Annotated in this window: 20 protein-coding genes; 10 read left to right on the forward strand and 10 right to left on the reverse strand. The window is 56.2% G+C overall.

Annotated elements, in window-relative coordinates; genetic code table 11:
- Positions 1-79: 79 nt before the first annotated feature.
- Positions 80-1,417: a quorum sensing histidine kinase QseC gene (qseC, locus tag IM295_RS03000; RefSeq protein ID WP_028014427.1), complete on the reverse strand. Its 1,338-nt coding sequence runs from the start codon at positions 1,415-1,417 to the stop codon at positions 80-82.
- A complete protein-coding gene (gene qseB / locus IM295_RS03005) occupies positions 1,414-2,073 on the reverse strand; it encodes a quorum sensing response regulator transcription factor QseB (protein ID WP_193066194.1) in 660 nt (219 codons plus the stop codon). Before qseB ends, qseC begins: the two co-directional genes overlap by 4 nt.
- A gap of 139 nt (positions 2,074-2,212) precedes the next feature.
- Between qseB and IM295_RS03010 the strand changes: the two genes are divergently transcribed.
- The 5 genes from IM295_RS03010 to IM295_RS03030 all read left to right on the forward strand — a co-directional run bounded on the left by IM295_RS03010 (position 2,213) and on the right by IM295_RS03030 (position 9,665).
- The gene (locus IM295_RS03010; protein WP_023309189.1) at positions 2,213-2,614 is read left to right on the forward strand and encodes a YgiW/YdeI family stress tolerance OB fold protein; all 402 of its coding nucleotides are present in this window, start codon (positions 2,213-2,215) and stop codon (positions 2,612-2,614) included.
- 118 nt (positions 2,615-2,732) lie between these two features.
- Positions 2,733-4,991, forward strand: a complete 2,259-nt coding sequence (gene parC / locus IM295_RS03015; RefSeq protein ID WP_028014425.1) for a DNA topoisomerase IV subunit A — start codon at positions 2,733-2,735, stop codon at positions 4,989-4,991.
- Between the two features lie 162 nt (positions 4,992-5,153).
- Positions 5,154-5,891, forward strand: a complete 738-nt coding sequence (plsC, locus tag IM295_RS03020) for a 1-acylglycerol-3-phosphate O-acyltransferase (RefSeq protein WP_028014424.1) — start codon at positions 5,154-5,156, stop codon at positions 5,889-5,891.
- A gap of 58 nt (positions 5,892-5,949) precedes the next feature.
- Positions 5,950-7,362 carry a cell division protein FtsP gene (gene ftsP, locus IM295_RS03025; protein WP_028014423.1) on the forward strand — a complete coding sequence of 471 codons (1,413 nt, stop codon included), beginning with the start codon at positions 5,950-5,952 and terminating at the stop codon, positions 7,360-7,362.
- 131 nt (positions 7,363-7,493) lie between these two features.
- A complete protein-coding gene (locus IM295_RS03030; protein ID WP_048959528.1) occupies positions 7,494-9,665 on the forward strand; it encodes a YgiQ family radical SAM protein in 2,172 nt (723 codons plus the stop codon).
- A gap of 73 nt (positions 9,666-9,738) precedes the next feature.
- Here the strand turns inward: IM295_RS03030 and dkgA are convergent, their stop codons facing one another.
- Positions 9,739-10,566 carry a 2,5-didehydrogluconate reductase DkgA gene (gene dkgA, locus IM295_RS03035; protein ID WP_021242117.1) on the reverse strand — a complete coding sequence of 276 codons (828 nt, stop codon included), beginning with the start codon at positions 10,564-10,566 and terminating at the stop codon, positions 9,739-9,741.
- Between the two features lie 105 nt (positions 10,567-10,671).
- Positions 10,672-11,835 (reverse strand): alcohol dehydrogenase, encoded by a 1,164-nt coding sequence (gene yqhD / locus IM295_RS03040; RefSeq protein WP_041908132.1) that lies wholly within the window; start codon positions 11,833-11,835, stop codon positions 10,672-10,674.
- Positions 11,836-12,030: 195 nt separating this feature from the next.
- On the opposite strand from yqhD, the gene IM295_RS03045 reads away from it, so the two are divergent.
- A complete protein-coding gene (locus tag IM295_RS03045) occupies positions 12,031-12,930 on the forward strand; it encodes an AraC family transcriptional regulator (protein ID WP_049000640.1) in 900 nt (299 codons plus the stop codon).
- A gap of 45 nt (positions 12,931-12,975) precedes the next feature.
- Here IM295_RS03045 and yghB read toward each other — a convergent pair whose 3' ends face one another.
- Both yghB and metC read right to left on the reverse strand, forming a co-directional pair.
- Positions 12,976-13,635 (reverse strand): DedA family general envelope maintenance protein YghB, encoded by a 660-nt coding sequence (yghB, locus tag IM295_RS03050; protein ID WP_028014419.1) that lies wholly within the window; start codon positions 13,633-13,635, stop codon positions 12,976-12,978.
- A 143-nt stretch (positions 13,636-13,778) separates the two neighbouring features.
- Positions 13,779-14,966: a cystathionine beta-lyase gene (metC, locus tag IM295_RS03055; protein WP_193066195.1), complete on the reverse strand. Its 1,188-nt coding sequence runs from the start codon at positions 14,964-14,966 to the stop codon at positions 13,779-13,781.
- Positions 14,967-15,217: 251 nt separating this feature from the next.
- Between metC and exbB the strand changes: the two genes are divergently transcribed.
- Together exbB and exbD are read left to right on the forward strand one after the other, a co-directional pair.
- Complete coding sequence (gene exbB / locus IM295_RS03060; RefSeq protein ID WP_028014417.1) at positions 15,218-15,949, forward strand: tol-pal system-associated acyl-CoA thioesterase; 732 nt, start codon at positions 15,218-15,220, stop codon at positions 15,947-15,949.
- 4 nt (positions 15,950-15,953) lie between these two features.
- Complete coding sequence (exbD, locus tag IM295_RS03065) at positions 15,954-16,379, forward strand: TonB system transport protein ExbD (RefSeq protein WP_032643392.1); 426 nt, start codon at positions 15,954-15,956, stop codon at positions 16,377-16,379.
- A gap of 86 nt (positions 16,380-16,465) precedes the next feature.
- Here the strand turns inward: exbD and IM295_RS03070 are convergent, their stop codons facing one another.
- The 4 genes from IM295_RS03070 to IM295_RS03085 form a co-directional block, all read right to left on the reverse strand.
- Positions 16,466-16,885: a hypothetical protein gene (locus IM295_RS03070; RefSeq protein ID WP_193066196.1), complete on the reverse strand. Its 420-nt coding sequence runs from the start codon at positions 16,883-16,885 to the stop codon at positions 16,466-16,468.
- Positions 16,863-17,297: a polymorphic toxin type 44 domain-containing protein gene (locus tag IM295_RS03075; protein WP_224066002.1), complete on the reverse strand. Its 435-nt coding sequence runs from the start codon at positions 17,295-17,297 to the stop codon at positions 16,863-16,865. The genes IM295_RS03070 and IM295_RS03075 overlap by 23 nt, the downstream gene beginning before the upstream one ends.
- A gap of 120 nt (positions 17,298-17,417) precedes the next feature.
- Complete coding sequence (locus tag IM295_RS03080; protein WP_193066197.1) at positions 17,418-17,855, reverse strand: cytoplasmic protein; 438 nt, start codon at positions 17,853-17,855, stop codon at positions 17,418-17,420.
- Position 17,856: 1 nt separating this feature from the next.
- Complete coding sequence (locus IM295_RS03085) at positions 17,857-18,261, reverse strand: hypothetical protein (RefSeq protein WP_193066198.1); 405 nt, start codon at positions 18,259-18,261, stop codon at positions 17,857-17,859.
- A 103-nt stretch (positions 18,262-18,364) separates the two neighbouring features.
- Between IM295_RS03085 and IM295_RS03090 the strand changes: the two genes are divergently transcribed.
- Positions 18,365-18,868, forward strand: a complete 504-nt coding sequence (locus tag IM295_RS03090) for an ESA_00282 family adhesion-associated protein (protein ID WP_028014411.1) — start codon at positions 18,365-18,367, stop codon at positions 18,866-18,868.
- Between the two features lie 81 nt (positions 18,869-18,949).
- Positions 18,950-19,438 carry a TIGR00645 family protein gene (locus tag IM295_RS03095; RefSeq protein ID WP_003862473.1) on the forward strand — a complete coding sequence of 163 codons (489 nt, stop codon included), beginning with the start codon at positions 18,950-18,952 and terminating at the stop codon, positions 19,436-19,438.
- The last annotated feature ends 13 nt before the right edge of the window (positions 19,439-19,451 follow it).

Genomic DNA, 19,451 nt, shown 5'->3' on the forward strand with positions numbered 1-19,451 from the left:
CCGGGTATTCTACGCGCGAGGACGGAGCGGAAAAATAAGCAAAATGTGCAAAGTCTTTTGCGCTAAATGCAATAATCCCTTACCAGTTAACCTTCACTTCAAAGCCGCCTTCTGGCGCATTGCCCAGCGAGACGCGCATGCCGTGCAGCGCGGCAATGCGTTTCACAATGGATAGCCCCAGCCCGCTGCCCGTGGCGTCCTGACCCGGTGGACGATAAAAGCGCTCGCCGAGACGCGCCAGCGCATCGGGCGAAATGCCCGGGCCATTGTCGCGCACGGTAACGCTACGGGTGTTCAGCGTCACGTCTACCACGCTGCCGCGCGGGCTGTAGCGGGTGGCGTTATCCAGCAGGTTACGCGCCAGCAGGCTCAGAAGCAGCTGCTGACCCGTGCGGGTCACCTCCGGCGCGTTGATGTGCAGGCGTATATCAATACCCGCCTGCTGTGCAGAAGGATAAATATCCATTACCGCAGACTGCAGCAGGTCGGCCATCGCTATCTGTTCTACGCCGTCCAGGCTGTCCAGCGAGTCCAGGCGCGACAGGGTGAGGAGCTGATCCACCAGCCGGGAGGCGCGGTCGATACCCGCGTGCAGTTGCGCCAGCGCTTTTTCCTGCGCCTGCGGATCGTCCTGAGAAAGCTGCGCCACGTCGGTTTGCACCTTCAGCGCCGCCAGCGGGCTGCGCAGCTCGTGGGCGGCGTCGGAGGTAAAGCGGCGCTCGCGGGTCATCATCTCCTGGGTACGGGTAAAAAGATGGTTCAGCGAGTCGAGCAGGGGGCGCACTTCCGCCGGCACGCCCTGAGTGGGCAGGGCGTCGGTGGCGTCCGGCGAGCGGGAACGCAGGGTCTGGGCCAGCTTTTTAAGGGGCTTCAGCTCCCGGCTCAGCAGGACGATCAGCAACAGCAGCATCACCGGCAGCGCCACCAGCCACGGCGTCAGCTGCGAGCTGACCACGTCCAGCGCCATATCCTGCCGGTACTCCCACTCTTGGCCGACCACCACGCGGTATTTTCCGTCTGGCGACGTCAGCCATAAAAAGCGCCATTCATCGTTGTCATCCTGAAGCCGTCCGTCATCAAAGCCGTCACGACGATAGTGATACGGGATATCGCGCCCGTTTTCGCCGTCGTTAAGGAGCATCGTGCCGTCTGAAGCGTAAATAGCGAAGGCCAGCGCGTCATCGTCCAGATGCCCGTGTTTGGCCTTTTTCGGCACCTCGCGCATGCGCTCCGGCGCGCGGATCTCGTCCAGATCCATCGTCAGCAGCCGTTTGGCAAACAGCATCTGCTGGGTGTCGAACAGCTTATCGAGCTTGTGGGTGGTCTGCTGCCACGCCACCAGGCTGGCGGCAAACCAGGCCGTCAGAGACAGCGCTAAAAAGAGGAGCGTCAGGCGCAGCTTCAGGCTCAGCTTCATGCGTCACCCAGGGTGTAGCCGATGCCGTGCACGGTGCGGATAAACTCGCTCCCGAGCTTGCGGCGTAAATGATGGACATGGACTTCGACGGCGTTGCTGGAGACGTCATCGTCCCAGGTATAAAGCTTTTCCTCGATCAGCTTGCGCGGCAGCACCCGGCCCGCGTTGCGCATCAGCAGCTCCAGCAGGGCGAACTCTTTGGGTTTAAGCGTCAGCGTTTCGCCCTCCAGCGTGGCGACGAGGCTTGCCGGATCGAGCGTCACCTTGCCGTGACGCAGCTCGCTGCGGGTCTGGCCGTGGCTGCGGCGCACCAGCGCTTCCAGACCGGCGGCCACTTCTATCAGCGCGAACGGCTTACAGAGATAATCGTCCGCACCGAGGCGCAGCCCTTCAACGCGCTGGTTCAGCGCATCCCGCGCGGTCAGGATCAGTACCGGCTCGCTGCGCCCGCTTTCGCGCCAGGCGCGCAGGATCTCCAGACCGTCAATTCCCGGTAGGGTCAGGTCAAGCACCACGGCATCATAGGGCGCAGAGGCGAGCGCGGCCTGCCCGGTTTTCCCGTCGGTAAACCAGTCCACGCTAAAGCCCAGTTTGCTTAAGCCTGCTTTGATGCCATCGCCGATTAACCTGTCGTCTTCTAACAGTAAAATGCGCATGTTCCCTCCTTGATGCCGTCAGTAAACCCTCTGCAAGCGCCTGCTGTACAGTAAAAATAAATAAATTTTCCCCTTAAGAAGTTGTTAAGGTTTACCCTGTTTAATGGACTGCGAAACGACATTAAAGGGAGAGATGAAGATGAAAAAATTCGCTGCAATTGCTGCCATCATGATGATGACCACCGCGCCGGTCTTTGCTGCACAGGGCGGCTTTACTGGCCCATCTGCGACACAGACCCAGACGCAAACCCAGCAGGGCGGTTTTGTCGATAACAACGCCAACCTCACCACCGCGGCTAAAGTGAAAGATCTGAAGGACGATGCCTGGGTGAAGCTGCGCGGGAACATTACCGAGCGCCTGTCCGATGACCGCTACACCTTCCGCGACGAGTCCGGCACGGTGGTGGTTGAGATTGACCACAAGCGCTGGAACGGCGTGACCGTCACCCCGCAGGATAAAGTAGAGCTGCAGGGTAAAGTCGACAAAGACTGGAACGAGTTTGAAATCGACGTGAAGCAGGTTATCAAGCTGAACAAATAACCCGAAAAGGGCCGCTTATGCGGCCCTTTTTCTTTGTGACTCAATTCGTCAGATGAGGTAGTATCTGCGGCAATATTGCCTGAAACCCTTCGGTTTCTGAGTTGAGGAATCACACGTAATGAGCGATATGGCAGAGCGCCTCGCGCTACATGAATTCACGGAAAACGCCTACCTGAACTACTCCATGTACGTCATCATGGACAGGGCGTTGCCGTTTATCGGGGATGGCCTGAAGCCCGTTCAGCGCCGCATCGTCTATGCGATGTCCGAACTGGGGCTGAACGCCACCGCTAAGTTCAAGAAATCCGCCCGTACCGTGGGTGACGTACTGGGTAAATACCATCCGCACGGCGACAGTGCCTGCTATGAAGCGATGGTGCTGATGGCCCAGCCGTTCTCTTACCGATATCCGCTGGTGGACGGGCAGGGGAACTGGGGTGCGCCGGACGATCCGAAATCCTTCGCAGCGATGCGTTATACCGAATCCCGCCTGTCCAAATACGCCGAAGTGCTGCTGGGCGAGCTGGGTCAGGGAACCGTTGACTGGGTGCCAAACTTCGACGGTACGCTGCAGGAGCCGAAGATGCTGCCTGCGCGTCTGCCGAACATCCTGCTGAACGGCACCACCGGTATTGCGGTCGGCATGGCGACGGACATTCCGCCGCACAACCTGCGTGAAGTGGCGAAAGCCGCCATCACCCTGATCGAGCAGCCAAAAACCTCGCTGGACGACCTGCTGGATATCGTGCAGGGGCCGGATTACCCGACCGAAGCCGAGATCATCACCTCGCGTGCAGAAATCCGCAAGATCTACCAGAACGGTCGCGGCTCCGTGCGCATGCGCGCGGTGTGGAATAAAGAGGACGGCGCCGTGGTGATCACCGCGCTGCCGCACCAGGTTTCCGGTGCCAAAGTGCTGGAGCAGATCGCCGCCCAGATGCGCAATAAAAAGCTGCCGATGGTGGACGATCTGCGCGACGAATCCGACCACGAGAACCCGACCCGTCTGGTGATCGTGCCGCGCTCTAACCGCGTGGACATGGAGCAGGTGATGAACCACCTGTTCGCCACTACCGATCTGGAAAAAAGCTACCGCATCAACCTGAATATGATTGGTCTGGACGGTCGTCCGGCGGTGAAAAACCTGCTGGAGATCCTCAGCGAGTGGCTGACGTTCCGCCGCGATACGGTGCGCCGTCGTCTGAACCATCGTCTGGAGAAAGTGCTTAAGCGCCTGCATATCCTCGAAGGTTTGCTGGTGGCATTCCTCAATATCGATGAAGTGATTGAGATCATCCGTACCGAGGACGAGCCGAAGCCTGCGCTGATGTCACGCTTCGGCATCAGCGAAACCCAGGCCGAAGCGATCCTCGAACTGAAGCTGCGCCATCTCGCTAAGCTGGAAGAGATGAAGATCCGCGGCGAGCAAAGCGAGCTGGAAAAAGAGCGCGATCAGCTGCAGGCGATCCTCGCCTCCGAGCGCAAGATGAACACCCTGCTGAAGAAAGAGCTGCAGGCGGATGCCGATGCCTTCGGCGACGACCGTCGTTCTCCGCTGCACGAGCGCGAAGAAGCGAAGGCGATGAACGAGCACGACATGCAGCCGTCCGAGCCGGTGACCATTGTACTGTCGCAGAGCGGCTGGGTGCGCAGCGCCAAAGGCCACGATATCGACGCGCCGGGCCTAAGCTATAAAGCGGGCGATAGCTTTAAAGCGGCGGTGAAAGGCAAGAGCAACCAGCCGGTGGCGTTTATCGACTCCACGGGCCGCAGCTACGCTATCGACCCGATCACGCTGCCTTCCGCGCGCGGCCAGGGCGAACCGCTCACCGGTAAGCTGACGCTGCCGCCGGGCGCAACGGTTGACCACATGCTGATGGAGGCCGACGACCAGAAGCTGCTGATGGCGTCCGATGCGGGCTACGGCTTTATCTGTACCTTTAACGACCTCGTGTCGCGTAACCGTGCCGGTAAAGCGTTGATCAGCCTGCCGGACAATGCCCGCGTGATGACACCGCTGGTGATTGAGAACGAGAGCGACATGCTGCTGGCGATCACCTCTGCCGGACGCATGCTGATGTTCCCGGTCAGCGACCTGCCGGAGCTGTCGAAAGGTAAGGGCAACAAGATCATCAACATCCCGTCGGCGGAAGCCGCGAAAGGTGAAGATGGCCTGGCGCACCTCTTCCTGCTGCCGCCGCAGAGCACGCTGACCATCCACGTTGGCAAGCGTAAAATCAAGCTTCGCCCGGAAGAGCTGCAGAAAGTGGTGGGCGAGCGCGGTCGCCGCGGTTCGCTGATGCGCGGCCTGCAGCGTATCGACCGCGTGGAGATTGATTCGCCTGCGCGCAGCAGCGCGGGCGACAGCGAAGAGTAATGTCATGACACCCCCTCTGTCCGGAGGGGGTATTTCAATAAAATTTCCCGTAAAATCGTTGTTAATTCGTGCGTTGCGATTAACAATACGCGCTCGTAATAAAGTCCTTACCTGGCCACAGGTGAAGTATAATTGTCAGCTGTCAGGGCTTCAGAGGTCGCTATGCTATACATTGTTCGTCTTATTCTTACCGTTATTTACTGCATTCTGGTCTGTATTTTCGGCTCTATTTACTGCCTGTTCAGCCCGCGTAATCCGAAGCATGTTGCCACCTTTGGCCATATGTTCGGTCGCCTTGCGCCGCTGTTTGGCCTGAAGGTTGAAAAACGCCTGCCTGAAGGAGCGGAGAACTTCGGTAACGCCATCTATATCGCCAACCATCAGAACAACTACGATATGGTGACGGCCTCCAATATTGTTCTGCCTCCGACCGTGACGGTGGGGAAAAAAAGCCTGCTGTGGATCCCGTTTTTTGGCCAGCTGTACTGGCTGACCGGTAACCTGCTGATCGACCGTAACAACCGTGCAAAAGCGCACGGCACGATTGCAGAAGTGGTGAATCATTTTAAAAAGCGCCGGATCTCAATCTGGATGTTCCCGGAAGGGACGCGTAGCCGCGGCCGCGGCCTGCTGCCGTTTAAAACCGGCGCGTTTCATGCCGCAATTGCGGCAGGTGTTCCAATTATTCCCGTGTGCGTTTCCAATACTTCTAATAAGATTAATCTTAACCGCCTGAATAATGGTCTGGTGATTGTCGAAATGCTGCCACCCGTCGATACCAGCAAATACGGTAAAGACCAGGTGCGCGAACTGGCAGCACACTGCCGCGAGCTCATGGCTCAGCATATTGCGCTGCTGGATAAAGAAGTCGCAGAAAGAGAAGCCGCCGGTAAGGTTTAATTCGGCGTTAAAGGGAAAAAGAATTCCCGCGTTGTTAGTCGTTTCAGATGGAGCTTATATGTCACTCAGTCGGCGTCAGTTTATTCAGGCTTCGGGGATTGCCCTTTGTGCGGGTGCGATGCCGCTGACAGCCAGCGCCGCCGGGCAGCAGCAGCCGCTGCCCATTCCGCCGTTAATTGAATCCCGTCGCGGGCAGCCGCTTTTCCTCACGCTTCAGCGCAGCCACTGGTCCTTTACCCAGGGCACGCGCGCGCCGGTGTGGGGCATTAACGGGCGCTACCTCGGGCCGACCATCCGCGTGTGGAACGGCGATGACGTTAAGCTCATTTACAGCAACCGTACGGCGGAAAATGTTGCCATGACCATCAGCGGCTTACAGGTTCCTGGCCCTTTGATTGGCGGCGCGGCGCGAATGATGTCCCCCAACGCCGACTGGGCGCCCGTCCTGCCGATTCGCCAGAGCGCGGCAACCCTGTGGTATCACGCCAATACCCCTAACCGTACGGCGCAGCAGGTCTATAACGGTCTGGCCGGCATGTGGCTGGTGGAAGATGAGGTCAGTAAATCTCTGCCGATCCCGAACCACTACGGCGTGGACGATTTCCCGGTCATTATTCAGGACAAACGTCTGGATAACTTCGGCACGCCGGAGTACAGCGAGCCGGGCAGCGGTGGCTTTGTCGGCGATACCTTGCTGGTTAACGGCGCGCAGAGCCCGTACGTGGAAGTGTCCCGCGGCTGGGTGCGCCTGCGCCTGCTCAACGCCTCTAACTCGCGTCGCTATCAGCTGCAGATGAGCGATGGCCGCCCGCTGCATGTGATCTCCGGCGACCAGGGCTTTTTACCCGCGCCGGTCTCCGTTAAACAGCTGGCGCTGGCGCCGGGTGAACGTCGTGAAATTCTGGTGGATATGACCAACGGGGACGAAGTCTCCGTCACCTGTGGTGAAGCCGCGAGCATCGTTGACCGTATTCGCGGGTTCTTTGAGCCGTCGAGCATTCTGGTCTCCACGCTGGTGCTTACTCTGCGTCCAACCGGCCTGCTGCCGCTGGTCACCGATAGCCTGCCGATGCGCCTGCTGCCGCAGGAGATCATGAGCGGCTCGCCGGTGCGCAGCCGTGATATCAGCCTGGGCGACGATCCGGGCATCAACGGCGCGCTGTGGGATGTAAATCGCATCGACATCACCGCTCAGCAGGGAACGTGGGAGCGCTGGACGGTCCGGTCAGACATGCCGCAGTCGTTCCATATTGAAGGTGTGTCATTCCTGATCCGCAACGTTAATGGCGCGATGCCGTTCCCGGAAGATCGCGGCTGGAAAGATACCGTGTGGGTGGACGGCCAGGTTGAACTGCTCGTCTACTACGGTCAGCCTTCGTGGCCGCACTTCCCGTTCCTGTTCCACAGCCAGACGCTGGAGATGATGGACAGGGGCTCGGTAGGGCAGATGCTGGTGAATCCGGCGCCGTAACGTGCTTTTCTCCCTCTCCCTGTGGGAGAGGGTTGGGGTGAGGGCAACAGCCCGCATAATACCCCTTCATTTCCCACAATGTTCCAGCGTATAATCCCCGCCCTTTTGTCTATTTTTTCTTCGGAAGCACTATGAGCGCAATTTCCCTGATCCAGCCGGATCGTGACCTCTTCTCCTGGCCCCAGTACTGGGCGGCCTGCTTTGGACCGGCGCCGTTCCTGCCGATGTCCCGGGAAGAGATGGACCAACTGGGCTGGGACAGCTGCGATATCATTCTGGTCACGGGCGATGCCTACGTTGACCACCCGAGCTTCGGCATGGCCATCTGTGGCCGTATGCTCGAAGCGCAGGGCTTCCGCGTGGGGATCATCTCCCAGCCCGACTGGAACAGCAAAGACGACTTCATGCGTCTGGGGAAACCAAACCTGTTCTTCGGCGTGACCGCCGGCAACATGGACTCGATGATCAACCGCTATACCGCCGACCGTAAGCTGCGCCATGACGACGCCTACACGCCGGATAACGTGGCGGGCAAACGTCCGGACCGCGCGACCCTGGTTTATACCCAGCGCTGCAAAGAAGCCTGGAAAGACGTGCCGGTGATCCTCGGCGGCATCGAGGCGAGCCTGCGCCGCACCGCGCACTACGACTACTGGTCAGATACCGTGCGCCGCTCGGTGCTGGTGGACTCCAAGGCCGACATGCTGATTTACGGTAACGGCGAGCGTCCGCTGGTGGAAGTGGCGCACCGTCTGTCGCAGGGCGAGCCGGTAAGCAGCATCCGCGACGTGCGCAATACTGCGATCATGGTGAAAGAAGCGCTGCCGGGCTGGAGCGGGGTGGATTCACGCATTATTGATATGCCGGGCAAAATCGACCCGATCCCGCACCCGTACGGTGAAGATCTGCCGTGTGCCGATAACAAGCCGGTTGAGCCGAAGAAAGCGGAAGCGAAGGCTATCGTTGTGCAGCCGCCGCGCCCGAAGCCGTGGGAAAAGACATACGTGCTGCTGCCGTCCTACGAGAAGGTGAAAGCCGACAAGGTGCTCTACGCGCACGCGTCCCGTATTCTGCACCATGAAACCAACCCGGGCTGCGCCCGCGCGCTAATGCAGAAGCACGGCGAGCGCTTTATCTGGATCAACCCGCCGGCGATCCCGCTCTCCACCGAAGAGATGGACAGCGTCTTTGCGCTGCCGTACAAGCGCGTGCCACACCCGGCGTACGGCAACGCCCGTATCCCGGCGTATGAGATGATCCGCTTCTCGATCAACATCATGCGCGGCTGCTTCGGCGGCTGCTCCTTCTGCTCCATTACCGAACACGAAGGCCGTATTATCCAGAGCCGCTCTGAGGATTCGATCATCAATGAGATCGAAGCCATTCGCGACACGGTGCCGGGCTTTACCGGCGTGATCTCCGATCTCGGCGGCCCAACCGCGAACATGTATATGCTGCGCTGCAAGTCGCCGCGCGCGGAGCAGACCTGCCGTCGTCTCTCCTGCGTCTACCCGAGCATTTGCGAGCACATGGATACTAACCACGAGCCGACGATCAACCTCTACCGCCGCGCGCGCGATCTGAAGGGCATCAAAAAGATCCTCATCGCCTCCGGGGTGCGTTACGACATCGCCGTGGAAGATCCGCGCTATATCAAAGAGCTGGCGACGCACCACGTCGGCGGTTATCTGAAGATTGCGCCGGAGCACACCGAAGAAGGCCCGCTGTCGAAGATGATGAAGCCGGGCATGGGCAGCTACGATCGCTTTAAGCAGTTGTTCGACACCTACTCGAAGCAGGCGGGCAAAGAGCAGTATCTGATCCCGTACTTCATCTCCGCGCATCCTGGCACGCGCGATGAAGACATGGTGAACCTGGCGCTGTGGCTGAAGCAGCGTCGCTTCCGTCTGGATCAGGTGCAGAACTTCTATCCTTCACCGCTCGCCAACTCGACGACCATGTATTACACCGGCAAAAATCCGCTGAGTAAGATTGGCTACAAGAGTGAAGAGGTGGTGGTGCCGAAAGGGGATAAACAGCGTCGTCTGCATAAGGCGCTGCTGCGTTACCACGACCCGAAAAACTGGCCGCTGATCCGCCAGGCGCTGGAAGAGATGGGTAAAAAACACCTTATTGGCTCGCGCCGCGACTGCCTGGTTCCGGCTCCTACGCTCGATGAGATGCGCGAAGCGCGTCGCCAGAACCGCAATACGCGCCCGGCGCTGACCAAACATACGCCGATTGTGCATCAGCGTTCGAACGGTAATTCCAGTGTGAAGAAACCTGTGAAGCGTAAAGCGTAAAAGAAAACCCCGGCTTGCCGGGGTTTTTTGTAGGTCGGGTAAGGCGAAGCCGCCACCCGGCGTTTTAACGCGATTACCCGCCAAACTGATCCGGGTCCGGCCCAAGCCGCTTACCTTTATCCAGCTTCGCAATTTCACCCAGCTCGTCTTTGTCCAGTCGGAAATCCCAGACGTCGAAGTTCTCGGCAATGCGCGACGGCGTGACCGATTTCGGGATCACCACCAGGCCGTTGTCCAGATGCCAGCGAATGACGATCTGCGCCGGGGTTTTGCCGTATTTATCCGCCAGGTCGCGGATGATTTTCTGATCGAACACGCCTTCACCGCCCTGCGCCAGCGGGCTCCAGGACTCGGTCTGGATCTTGTGGGTGGCGTTCCAGGCGTGAAGCTGGCGCTGCTGCAGCAGCGGGTGCAGCTCGATCTGGTTAATCACCGGAGCGACGCCCGTTTCGTCAATCAAGCGCTGCAGGTGATGCACCTGGAAGTTACAGACGCCGATGCTTTTCACCAGCCCCTCTTTCTGCAGTTCAATCATCCCTTTCCAGGCGTCAACGTAATGGTCGATGGCCGGAACCGGCCAGTGCATCAGGTACAGATCGACGAAATCAAGCTGGAGTTTCTCCAGGCTCTCCTGCAATGCTTCGCGGGGGCGCTTTTGATCGTCGTTCCACAGTTTAGTGGTGATGAACAGCTCATCGCGAGGGACGCCGGCGCTGGCCAGCGCGGTCCCCACGCCGTCCTCGTTTTTGTACGCGGCGGCGGTATCAATCGACCGATAGCCGACTTCGAGTGCTTTATGAATGGCGGAGACGACCTCGTCGTTACCGGCTTTCCATACACCTAGCCCCAGCTGGGGCATCACGTTGCCGTCCTGCAGCTTGATTACGGTTTGGTTTGCCATTTTTCCTCCTTCAGGTGCGCATCGCCGGAGGGGGACTCCGGCGATGGGGTGTGCATTAAGTCTGGACGAAATGTCAAAAAACGAAAGTCAGGATGCCAAAAACGCTTAGCGTGCCGCTTCGTAGATTCGACGGCTGACGTCCAGCGTAATGTCGCCGTGCTCGCCCAGCTGGGTCATGCCGTGCTCTTCAAGTTTTGCCAGCAGGGCAGGGATGGAGCTGCCGTCCAGGCCGTAGCCGGACAGACGCGTTGGCACGCCCAGGCTTTCAAAGAAGTTACGGGTCGCTGCAATGGCGGCATCAATACGCGCATCGTCAGAGCCCTCGGTGATGTTCCACACGCGCTCGGCGTACTGCAGCAGCTTGGCACGCTTGGTATCCCGTTTTTCGTTCCACAGCGCAGGCAGCACAACGGCCAGCGTCTGGGCGTGGTCCAGGCCGTGCATCGCCGTCAGCTCGTGGCCCAGCATATGGGTTGCCCAGTCCTGTGGCACGCCAGCGCCGATCAGGCCGTTCAGCGCCTGCGTCGCAGCCCACATGACGTTGGCACGCACGTCGTAGTTTTCCGGCTCTTTCAGCGCTTTCGGGCCGTCTTCAATCAGCGTCAGCAGAATGCCTTCCGCGAAGCGATCCTGAATTTTGGCATTAACAGGGTAGGTGACGTACTGCTCGACGGTGTGTACAAAGGCATCGACCACGCCGTTCGCCACCTGACGTGCGGGCAGGGTGTAGGTGTAAACCGGATCCAGAATGGCGAAGACAGGCTGAACGTGTTCGTTCATGAAGGCCTGCTTATCACCGGTAGTTTTACGGGAGATCACCGCGCCCTTGTTGGATTCAGAACCCGTCGCTGGCAGGGTCAATACGGATCCCATCGGGATCGCGCTTTTGATGTCGCTGCCGCGGGTTTCCAGGATGTGCCACGGATCGATGCCATCAGCGTAGTGCGCTGCCGCCGCGATGAATTTAGTGCCGTCCAGCACGGAGCCGCCGCCGACCGCCAGCAGGAAGGTGATGTTTTCTTCGCGGGCGATTTTCACCGCGTTCATCAGCGTTTCGTAAGACGGGTTTGGCTCAATGCCGCCGAACTCACGCACGTCCAGTCCGTCCAGAGCGCTGTAAACTTGATCCAGCACGCCGGTTTTTTTCACGCTGCCGCCACCGTAGGTGATCAGCACGCGGGCGTCAGCAGGGATCTGCGCGCGCAGGTCGGCGATAGCGTCTTTACCAAACAGAATGCGGGTTGGGGTGTGAAGATTAAAGTTGTTCATTGCTCGTTCCCTTTAGTGGGTGAAAAACCGTGGTGGCGCTGATGGCTACCTGATGCTGCTCATTGTGGCCGTCCGGGGCCAGGCTCTCAATGCACATTCCTGTCGATGTCTTGCCCATTTCTACAGAGCGCTGGAGAAACTTCGTAAAAATGCGCAGACTGTGAGGGTCGGAAACCGTACCCGGAGTAACGTAAAATGAACCGTGAAGCGATCTGCCTTCAGCTTACCTCGCAGATTAAAAGGCTGATAGATAAAGAAAATAATGTTGGCGACCTGCTACCGGATATTCGCCTGCTCTACGGCACGCAGCCCGGGACGCGCACGCCGGTGATGTACCAGCCGGGCATCGTTTTTCTCTTTTCAGGCCATAAGATTGGCTATATCAACGAGCGGGTGTTCCGCTACGACACCAATGAATATCTGCTCCTGACGGTACCTTTACCCTTCGAATGTGAAACCTTCGCGACAGAGTCGGTCCCGCTGGCGGGTATTCGCGTCAACGTCGATATTCTTCAGCTGCAGGAGTTGCTGATGGAGATTGGCGAAGACGAGCTTTTCCAGCCGTCGATGGCCTCCAGCGGGATTAACTCGGCGACGCTGTCGGAAGAGATCCTCTGCGCCATTGAGCGCCTGCTGGACGTCATGGAAAGGCCGCTGGACGCGCGTATTCTCGGCAAGCAGATTATCCGCGAAATTCTTTATCACGTGCTGCTGGGGCCGGGCGGCGGGGCGTTACTCGCGCTGGTGAGCCGACAGACCCACTTCAGCCTGATCAGCCGCGTGCTCAAGCGTATTGAAAGCCAGTACACGGAGAACCTCAGCGTTGACCAGCTGGCGGCGGAAGCGAACATGAGCGTTTCGGCGTTTCACCACAACTTTAAGTCGGTGACCAGCACCTCGCCGCTGCAGTACCTCAAAACCTACCGTTTGCATAAGGCACGGATGTTGATGATCCACGACGGCATGAAGGCCAGCGCGGCGGCCATGCGCGTCGGCTACGAAAGTGCGTCGCAGTTCAGTCGGGAGTTTAAGCGCTATTTCGGCGTCACGCCGGGAGAAGATGCGTCACGTATAAGAACGATGCAGGGCGCCTGAGGGGAAACGTAGGCCGGGAAAGCAGTAGCGCCACCCGGCTTTTGTTTATGCACTGCAATACTTTTTCTTAATCACCACCGCAATGGTACCCACCAGCCCAGCAACCAGCAGGAATATCGGCAGGATCATCAGGAAGGTCATCACCTGATCTTCATGGTGCTTCACAAAGGGGATCATGTTCAGCGCGTAGCCGAGGGTGGTTACCACGCCAACCCACAGCAGGGCGCTCAGCCAGTTGAAGAACTGGAAGCGGCGGTTAGACAGCCCGGAAATACCCGCCATGGTGGGCAGAAGGGTGCGCACAAACGCCAGGAAACGCCCGGCGAGCAGCGCCAGCAGGCCGTGGCGGTCAAACATACAGGTCGCACGCTGGTGGTATTTATGCGGCAACTGCGCCAGCCAGCCCTTCACCACGCGCGTGTTCCCCAGCCAGCGGCCCTGCAGATAGCTCAGCCAGCAGCCCAGGCTCGCGGCGGAGGTAAGGATAACCATCGTTGGCGTAAAGTCCATGACGCCTTTGCCGATCAACGCCCCGGCAAGCAAAAGCAAACTGTCACCGGGTAAAAACGAGGCTGGCAGTAATCCATTTTCCAGAAACAGCGTCGCGAACATCACGAAATAGACGACGCCTACAACGTGGGGATCCGCCAGGGCGGCAAAATCATGTTGCCAGAGCGCCGCGATAATATCTTGAATAACAGCCATGGACTTTCCTGTGGAACAGCAGAGATAACGCTATTGTACTCCCAATTTCACCTGTCGGGATTGATCGCAGGCGCAACTCATGCAGACTTTTCTGCATGCAGTGTTCACAAAAGCGTCCGGGGAGTACATTTTCAGCCCGCACTCTACACGATACGTTCAAAGCCTGCAGATAAATCCGCAATTAAATCGTCCACATTTTCTAAACCGATATGCAATCTAATGAGGGTGCCGCTGAAGTCCACTTCTCCGCCGGGGCGCAGGGCCCCGATCTGCTCCGGCTGATTCGGCAGGATCAGGGATTCAAAACCGCCCCAGGAGTAGGCCATGCTGAAGAGGGTAAAATTATCCAGATAGCTTGCCAGCTCGTCATTACTCAGCCGTTTTTTAAGGACAAACGAGAACAGCCCGCTGCTGCCCGTAAAGTCACGTTGCCAGAACTCATGGCCTTTACTACCCGGCAGCGCCGGATGGTTCACGCGCTCAACCTGCGGATGCTGCGCCAGCCATTCAGCGATTTTCAGGCTACTTTCATGATGCTGACGCAGACGCACGCCGAGCGTACGAATGCCCCGGCTGGTCATGTATGCCGTGTCTGCATCCACCATCTGGCCCATCAGGTAGGCATTTTCCCGCAGCTGGTCCCAGCAGCGCGCGTTGGAAACCGCGGTGCCAATCATCCCGTCAGAGTGCCCAATCAGGTATTTCGTTGCCGCCTGAATCGAGATATCAATATCGAATTCCAGCGCCTTAAACAGCACACCTGCCGCCCAGGTGTTGTCGATCATGATAATCGCCTCTGGCGCTTTGCTGCGCACGGCCTTCACGATAGCCGGAACGTCGTGCACTTCCATGGTGATGGAGCCGGGAGATTCCAGGAACACAATGCGCGTGTTTGGCTGGATAAGTTCAGCAATGCCTTCACCAATCAGCGGGTCAAACCAGCTGGTGGTCACGCCGAGCTTGCTGAGAATTTTGGTGCAGAAATCCTGGCTGGGTTCATAGGCGGTGTTGGTCATCAGGATATGGTCGCCCTGTTCCACAAACGCCAGAATGGTGTTGGCGACCGCCGCCGCACCGCACGGGAACAGCGCGCAGCCCACGCCCCCCTCCAGCTCGCACATCGCTTCCTGCAGCGAAAAATGGGTTAGCGTGCCGCGGCGACCGTAGAATAGCCCACCTTTTGCGCGGTTACGCGTGGCGATTTTTTTTTCCTCAACGGTATCAAACACCAGCGAGGAGGCGCGTTGAATCACGCTGTTGACCGATCCCTGAGTGTATTTCTTGCTGCGTCCCGCCTGCACCAGCGTGGTATCAAGATGCTTCTTCGTCATGTTCGCTAACCCTGTTTTTATACGTCTGGACGTCCAGACTACCACGATTGTAAAAAACTGCACCCGCATGCTTATCGAATAAGCAGAAAATATTAGCAAAAAATCGCATAAGAAATTTTTACTGCGTAAGCGCAAGGAAACTGAGCGAAAATTACGGCACCATGTAAATACTAATGAGAACGACTATCAATTCGACGGCTTTTTGATATTATTACGTTCAGATTTTGTGATTTGCGTCCTGGAGATACAGAGTGGGTAATAATTTGATGCAGACGGATCTCTCCGTTTGGGGCATGTATCATCATGCTGACATCGTGGTTAAGATTGTGATGATCGGCCTGATTCTGGCGTCCGTTGTCACCTGGGCTATCTTCTTCAGCAAAAGCGCCGAGCTGCTTTCGCAGAAGCGTCGCCTCAAGCGGGAACAGCAGCAGCTGGCAGAAGCCCGCTCTCTGGATCAGGCTTCTGAGATGACCTCATCCTTCCACCCGAAAAGCCTGACCACCCTGTTAGTGAATGAAGCTCAGAACGAGCTGGAACTCTCCGCCGGCAGTGAAGATAACGAAGGCATTAAAGAGCGTACCGGTTTCCGTCTGGAGCGTCGCGTTGCGGCCGTTGGCCGACACATGGGACGCGGCAATGGGTATCTGGCGACCATCGGCGCGATTTCACCGTTCATCGGTCTTTTCGGTACGGTCTGGGGCATCATGAACAGCTTTATCGGCATTGCCCAGACCCAAACCACCAACCTGGCGGTAGTGGCCCCGGGGATCGCGGAAGCGCTGCTGGCGACGGCAATCGGTCTGGTTGCGGCAATTCCGGCGGTGGTTATCTACAACATTTTCGCGCGTATGATCGGCAACTACAAAGCTACGCTCGGCGACGTTGCCGCTCAGGTTCTGCTGCTGCAAAGCCGCGATCTCGACCTGAATGCCAGCGCCGTGAAGCCGGTGCATGCGGCGTCTAAACTGCGCGTAGGTTGATTGTATGGCAATGCGTCTAAACGAAAATCTGGACGATAACGGCGAAATGCACGAAATCAACGTGACGCCGTTTATCGACGTCATGCTGGTGCTGCTGATTATCTTCATGGTGGCAGCCCCCTTGGCGACGGTCGACGTGAAGGTGAATCTGCCTGCCTCCTCCAGCCAGCCGCAGCCGCGTCCGGAAAAGCCAATTTATTTGTCGGTGAAAGCGGATAAATCCATGTTCCTGGGGAACGACCCTGTGACGGATGCCTCCGTTATTCCGGCGCTGGACCAGCTGACCGGCGGCAAGAAGGACACCACCGTCTTCTTCCGGGCGGACAAAACCGTCGACTACGAAACCATGATGAAGGTAATGGACACGCTGCATCAGGCGGGTTATCTGAAGATTGGGCTGGTCGGGGAAGAGAAAGCGGCCTCGAAGTGATAAAGAAGCTGGCGAAAGCCGGCTTTTTTCATTGTGTGTGAGGGAGCACGGTCAATCTAACGAGTAATAGCGTATATGGTTTCCTCTCAACGTGTTCCGGTCGCGTTGAGGTTGATAACGGGCATGATAGCCACATTACCGGCGTAAAAGAGATCTGAATTAGTAAACGAATAAATACGTCCGGTAATGGTTGCGTTGACGTGCGAACCGTACCCAGTGATTCTGGCGCTGCCGGTATCAGCAACCATAAACGGTGTCCTCTTTTTCAGATGGTTAAGCGGGTTTACCTGATGCTTAGCGTCAAGATAATAGCGGTACACGTCTGAAACCGTCGCTCCTCCGCCCTTGTACTTAGTGATGTATAAATACATATCAGATGTAATTTGTTGTTCTGAATAAAGTTCATCATCTGGCGGCTGGCTGGCGTAATACTGAAATATCACAAAAACGAGTAGTGCGACAGTCAGCGTGCGATGCAACCATTTAATAACCGTGCTGCCTGGCATAATCAATTCCTTGTTTAATCCAAAACTGGTCGTGCGGGTCATCCCCATAAGGTAGTTCACCGTACCATGCTCCCCACTGTGGGTTTGATGTTCCAGCCCTGCTTTGCGCGAAACCTGCGCCCATATAAAGCATTTTTTCTGGTATACCCGCTGCAAACCCGGTAGCACCATAATTAAAATTACCAAAATTAGCCAGGTCACGGCGCTGTTGTTTGTAATCCCACGGACCATGATTTCTGACCTGTTGATAAAACCAGTAATAGGTTTGCGGTAGCGCCATATTACGTCCCACGCTATGCGTGCTGGCTTCGCGCATGTTGTCTAAAACAATGCTCGTTCCTCTGGTCGGCATGAGAGGCAGTACAGCCATAATTGCATCCTTGCAGTTTGATTTTTGGGGATATTTACCCATGATCAATCCTTGAACATTGATACATATCATTTAAGTCGGTGATTTTTTCTGCGCGCAATCGTATTACAACAAGCGCGCAGGAGTTGTGATTTTCTGCGAACAGGAAGAAGAAAAGAGTATTTAGCTTTTAGTTTCGGGGGGGCGGGTTGCCAGCGCGTCTTCATCAAGCGCGACGTGGGTGACGTTTGAGGTGTGATAATCCCCCTCAGACAGTTTACGGGTCAGGCGCAGCGTCGCGGTCTCTCTCGCCAGCAGATACTGATAATTTGCCTCCAGACGTCCCAGAAGCTTCTCTTTCAGCTCCGGGCGCTGCTCAATGATGGCATTCATCACGGCACCGTAGATCTCTTCTTTCACCTGTAACGGGTATATTTCGCGGCGGTTCTGCCATTTCAGGCGCACGAGCGTGGCCGGGATCGATACCAGATCCTGGGTAATACGTGTCATTTCTTCATTTTTACTCTTTTTTAATGCTTCGAAATTTTGCTTTAAGATAAATTCATCGCTTTTTTTATCATCTAAAGTCAAATAAACGTTATTGTCTTTAACTTCTTTCACGTTAATCTTCCCCCAGGGTATAAAAAATAGGGTTGTTTTTTTGTCGCGTAATTAGATTAAGCCAAATTTCATTGCCGGCCTCATTTATTTCTTTCGTTTTTTTAGCCATTATTTGACTTAGTTTCTGGGCATCTATTTCGCCTTCTGCCTGCAGGTCATTCAGCAGGTGGACGAAGGCTTCAATTTTTATAGCGCGAAATAAGCGGTCTTTTATATGGCGATCGTGCTCTTCCAGCAGCATATTACGGGATTTGCCAGTGTGAGAGACGCCAATTAATATATCAGGCTCGAAATCAGAGAGCTTTCTTTTCCCCTGAGTGAAACTGGCCTTTTTTTCTTCTTCCGTCGGTTGCTGTTCCACAGGCGTAATGTGGTACTTAGCCGGGACGAGATAGTCGGGCAGCATTTTTAATTTCCTTTAATTTCAACAGGGTGGGGTTGGTAAAGGCGTGAGATTCGTTGACAATATCATGAGGCAATTTTAAAATCAAAAAAAATGGAGCCAACCCATGAACAGCATCTTTTTTACGGTCATCACATTACTATTACTGACCGCTGGTGTGCTTTTATTGATGCAGGAGTTCAATAAAACGAAAGTGTCGAAAGACACCAGTGAACCGCCACAATCTGAACTGATGACAAAAGAGGAAGGAGAAGATCATTTCTCTGTTTTGATGAACTCCGTTACGCCTGTCTGGTACTGGCGGGTGAATCATGAATATATCGACTTCTTACACGCGACAATTAAGCGCATGAAAATGTCGGAAATTAATGACACGCCCGGTCTGTTTGAGGCGCAGCGTCGCTGTAGCGATCTGAATTCAGCGGTTTATAAATATTACGACAACATCAAAAAGCGCTGTCTTAACGGTGAGAAGGTCTCGTATTCAGACCTGGACGTATTAAACCTTCGCCAGTGTTTTCGCGAGTTTAGCCTGGAAGCCTACCCGGAGCTGGTGGTGCTGGTCTGGCCGGAGTATGCGCGTCCTGAGGTTAACCCGGACGACGTCTGAGTGGCGTACTGGTTAGTTCTTGCAAACAGTCAGCGCCGTTGAGATATACTGAGCGCTGGTTTCGTTTGCAGACAGGATTTTATGGAACGCTTCTTTGAAAACGCAATGTATGCCTCTCGCTGGCTGCTCGCACCCGTCTATTTCGGTCTTTCCCTGGCGCTGGTCGCCCTGACGATCAAGTTCTTCCAGGAGATTTTCCACGTATTGCCTAACATTTTCTCCGTGGCGGAAGCTGATTTAATTCTGGTTCTGCTGTCGCTGGTGGATATGACGCTGGTGGGCGGCTTACTGGTGATGGTGATGTTTTCCGGTTATGAGAACTTCGTCTCTCAGCTTGATATCGCCGAGCATAAAGAAAAGCTCAGCTGGCTGGGGAAAATGGACGCCTCGTCGCTGAAGAATAAAGTTGCGGCATCTATAGTGGCAATCTCCTCTATCCACCTGTTGCGCGTGTTTATGGACGCGAAAAACGTCCCGGATAATAAGCTGATGTGGTATGTGATTATCCACCTGACGTTTGTGCTGTCGGCGTTTGTGATGGGGTATCTGGATAAGATCAGTAAGAAATAAGGTACACATTTCT

The organism is Enterobacter cloacae complex sp. P14RS (assembly GCF_014895895.1).
Lineage (GTDB): Bacteria > Pseudomonadota > Gammaproteobacteria > Enterobacterales > Enterobacteriaceae > Enterobacter > Enterobacter bugandensis.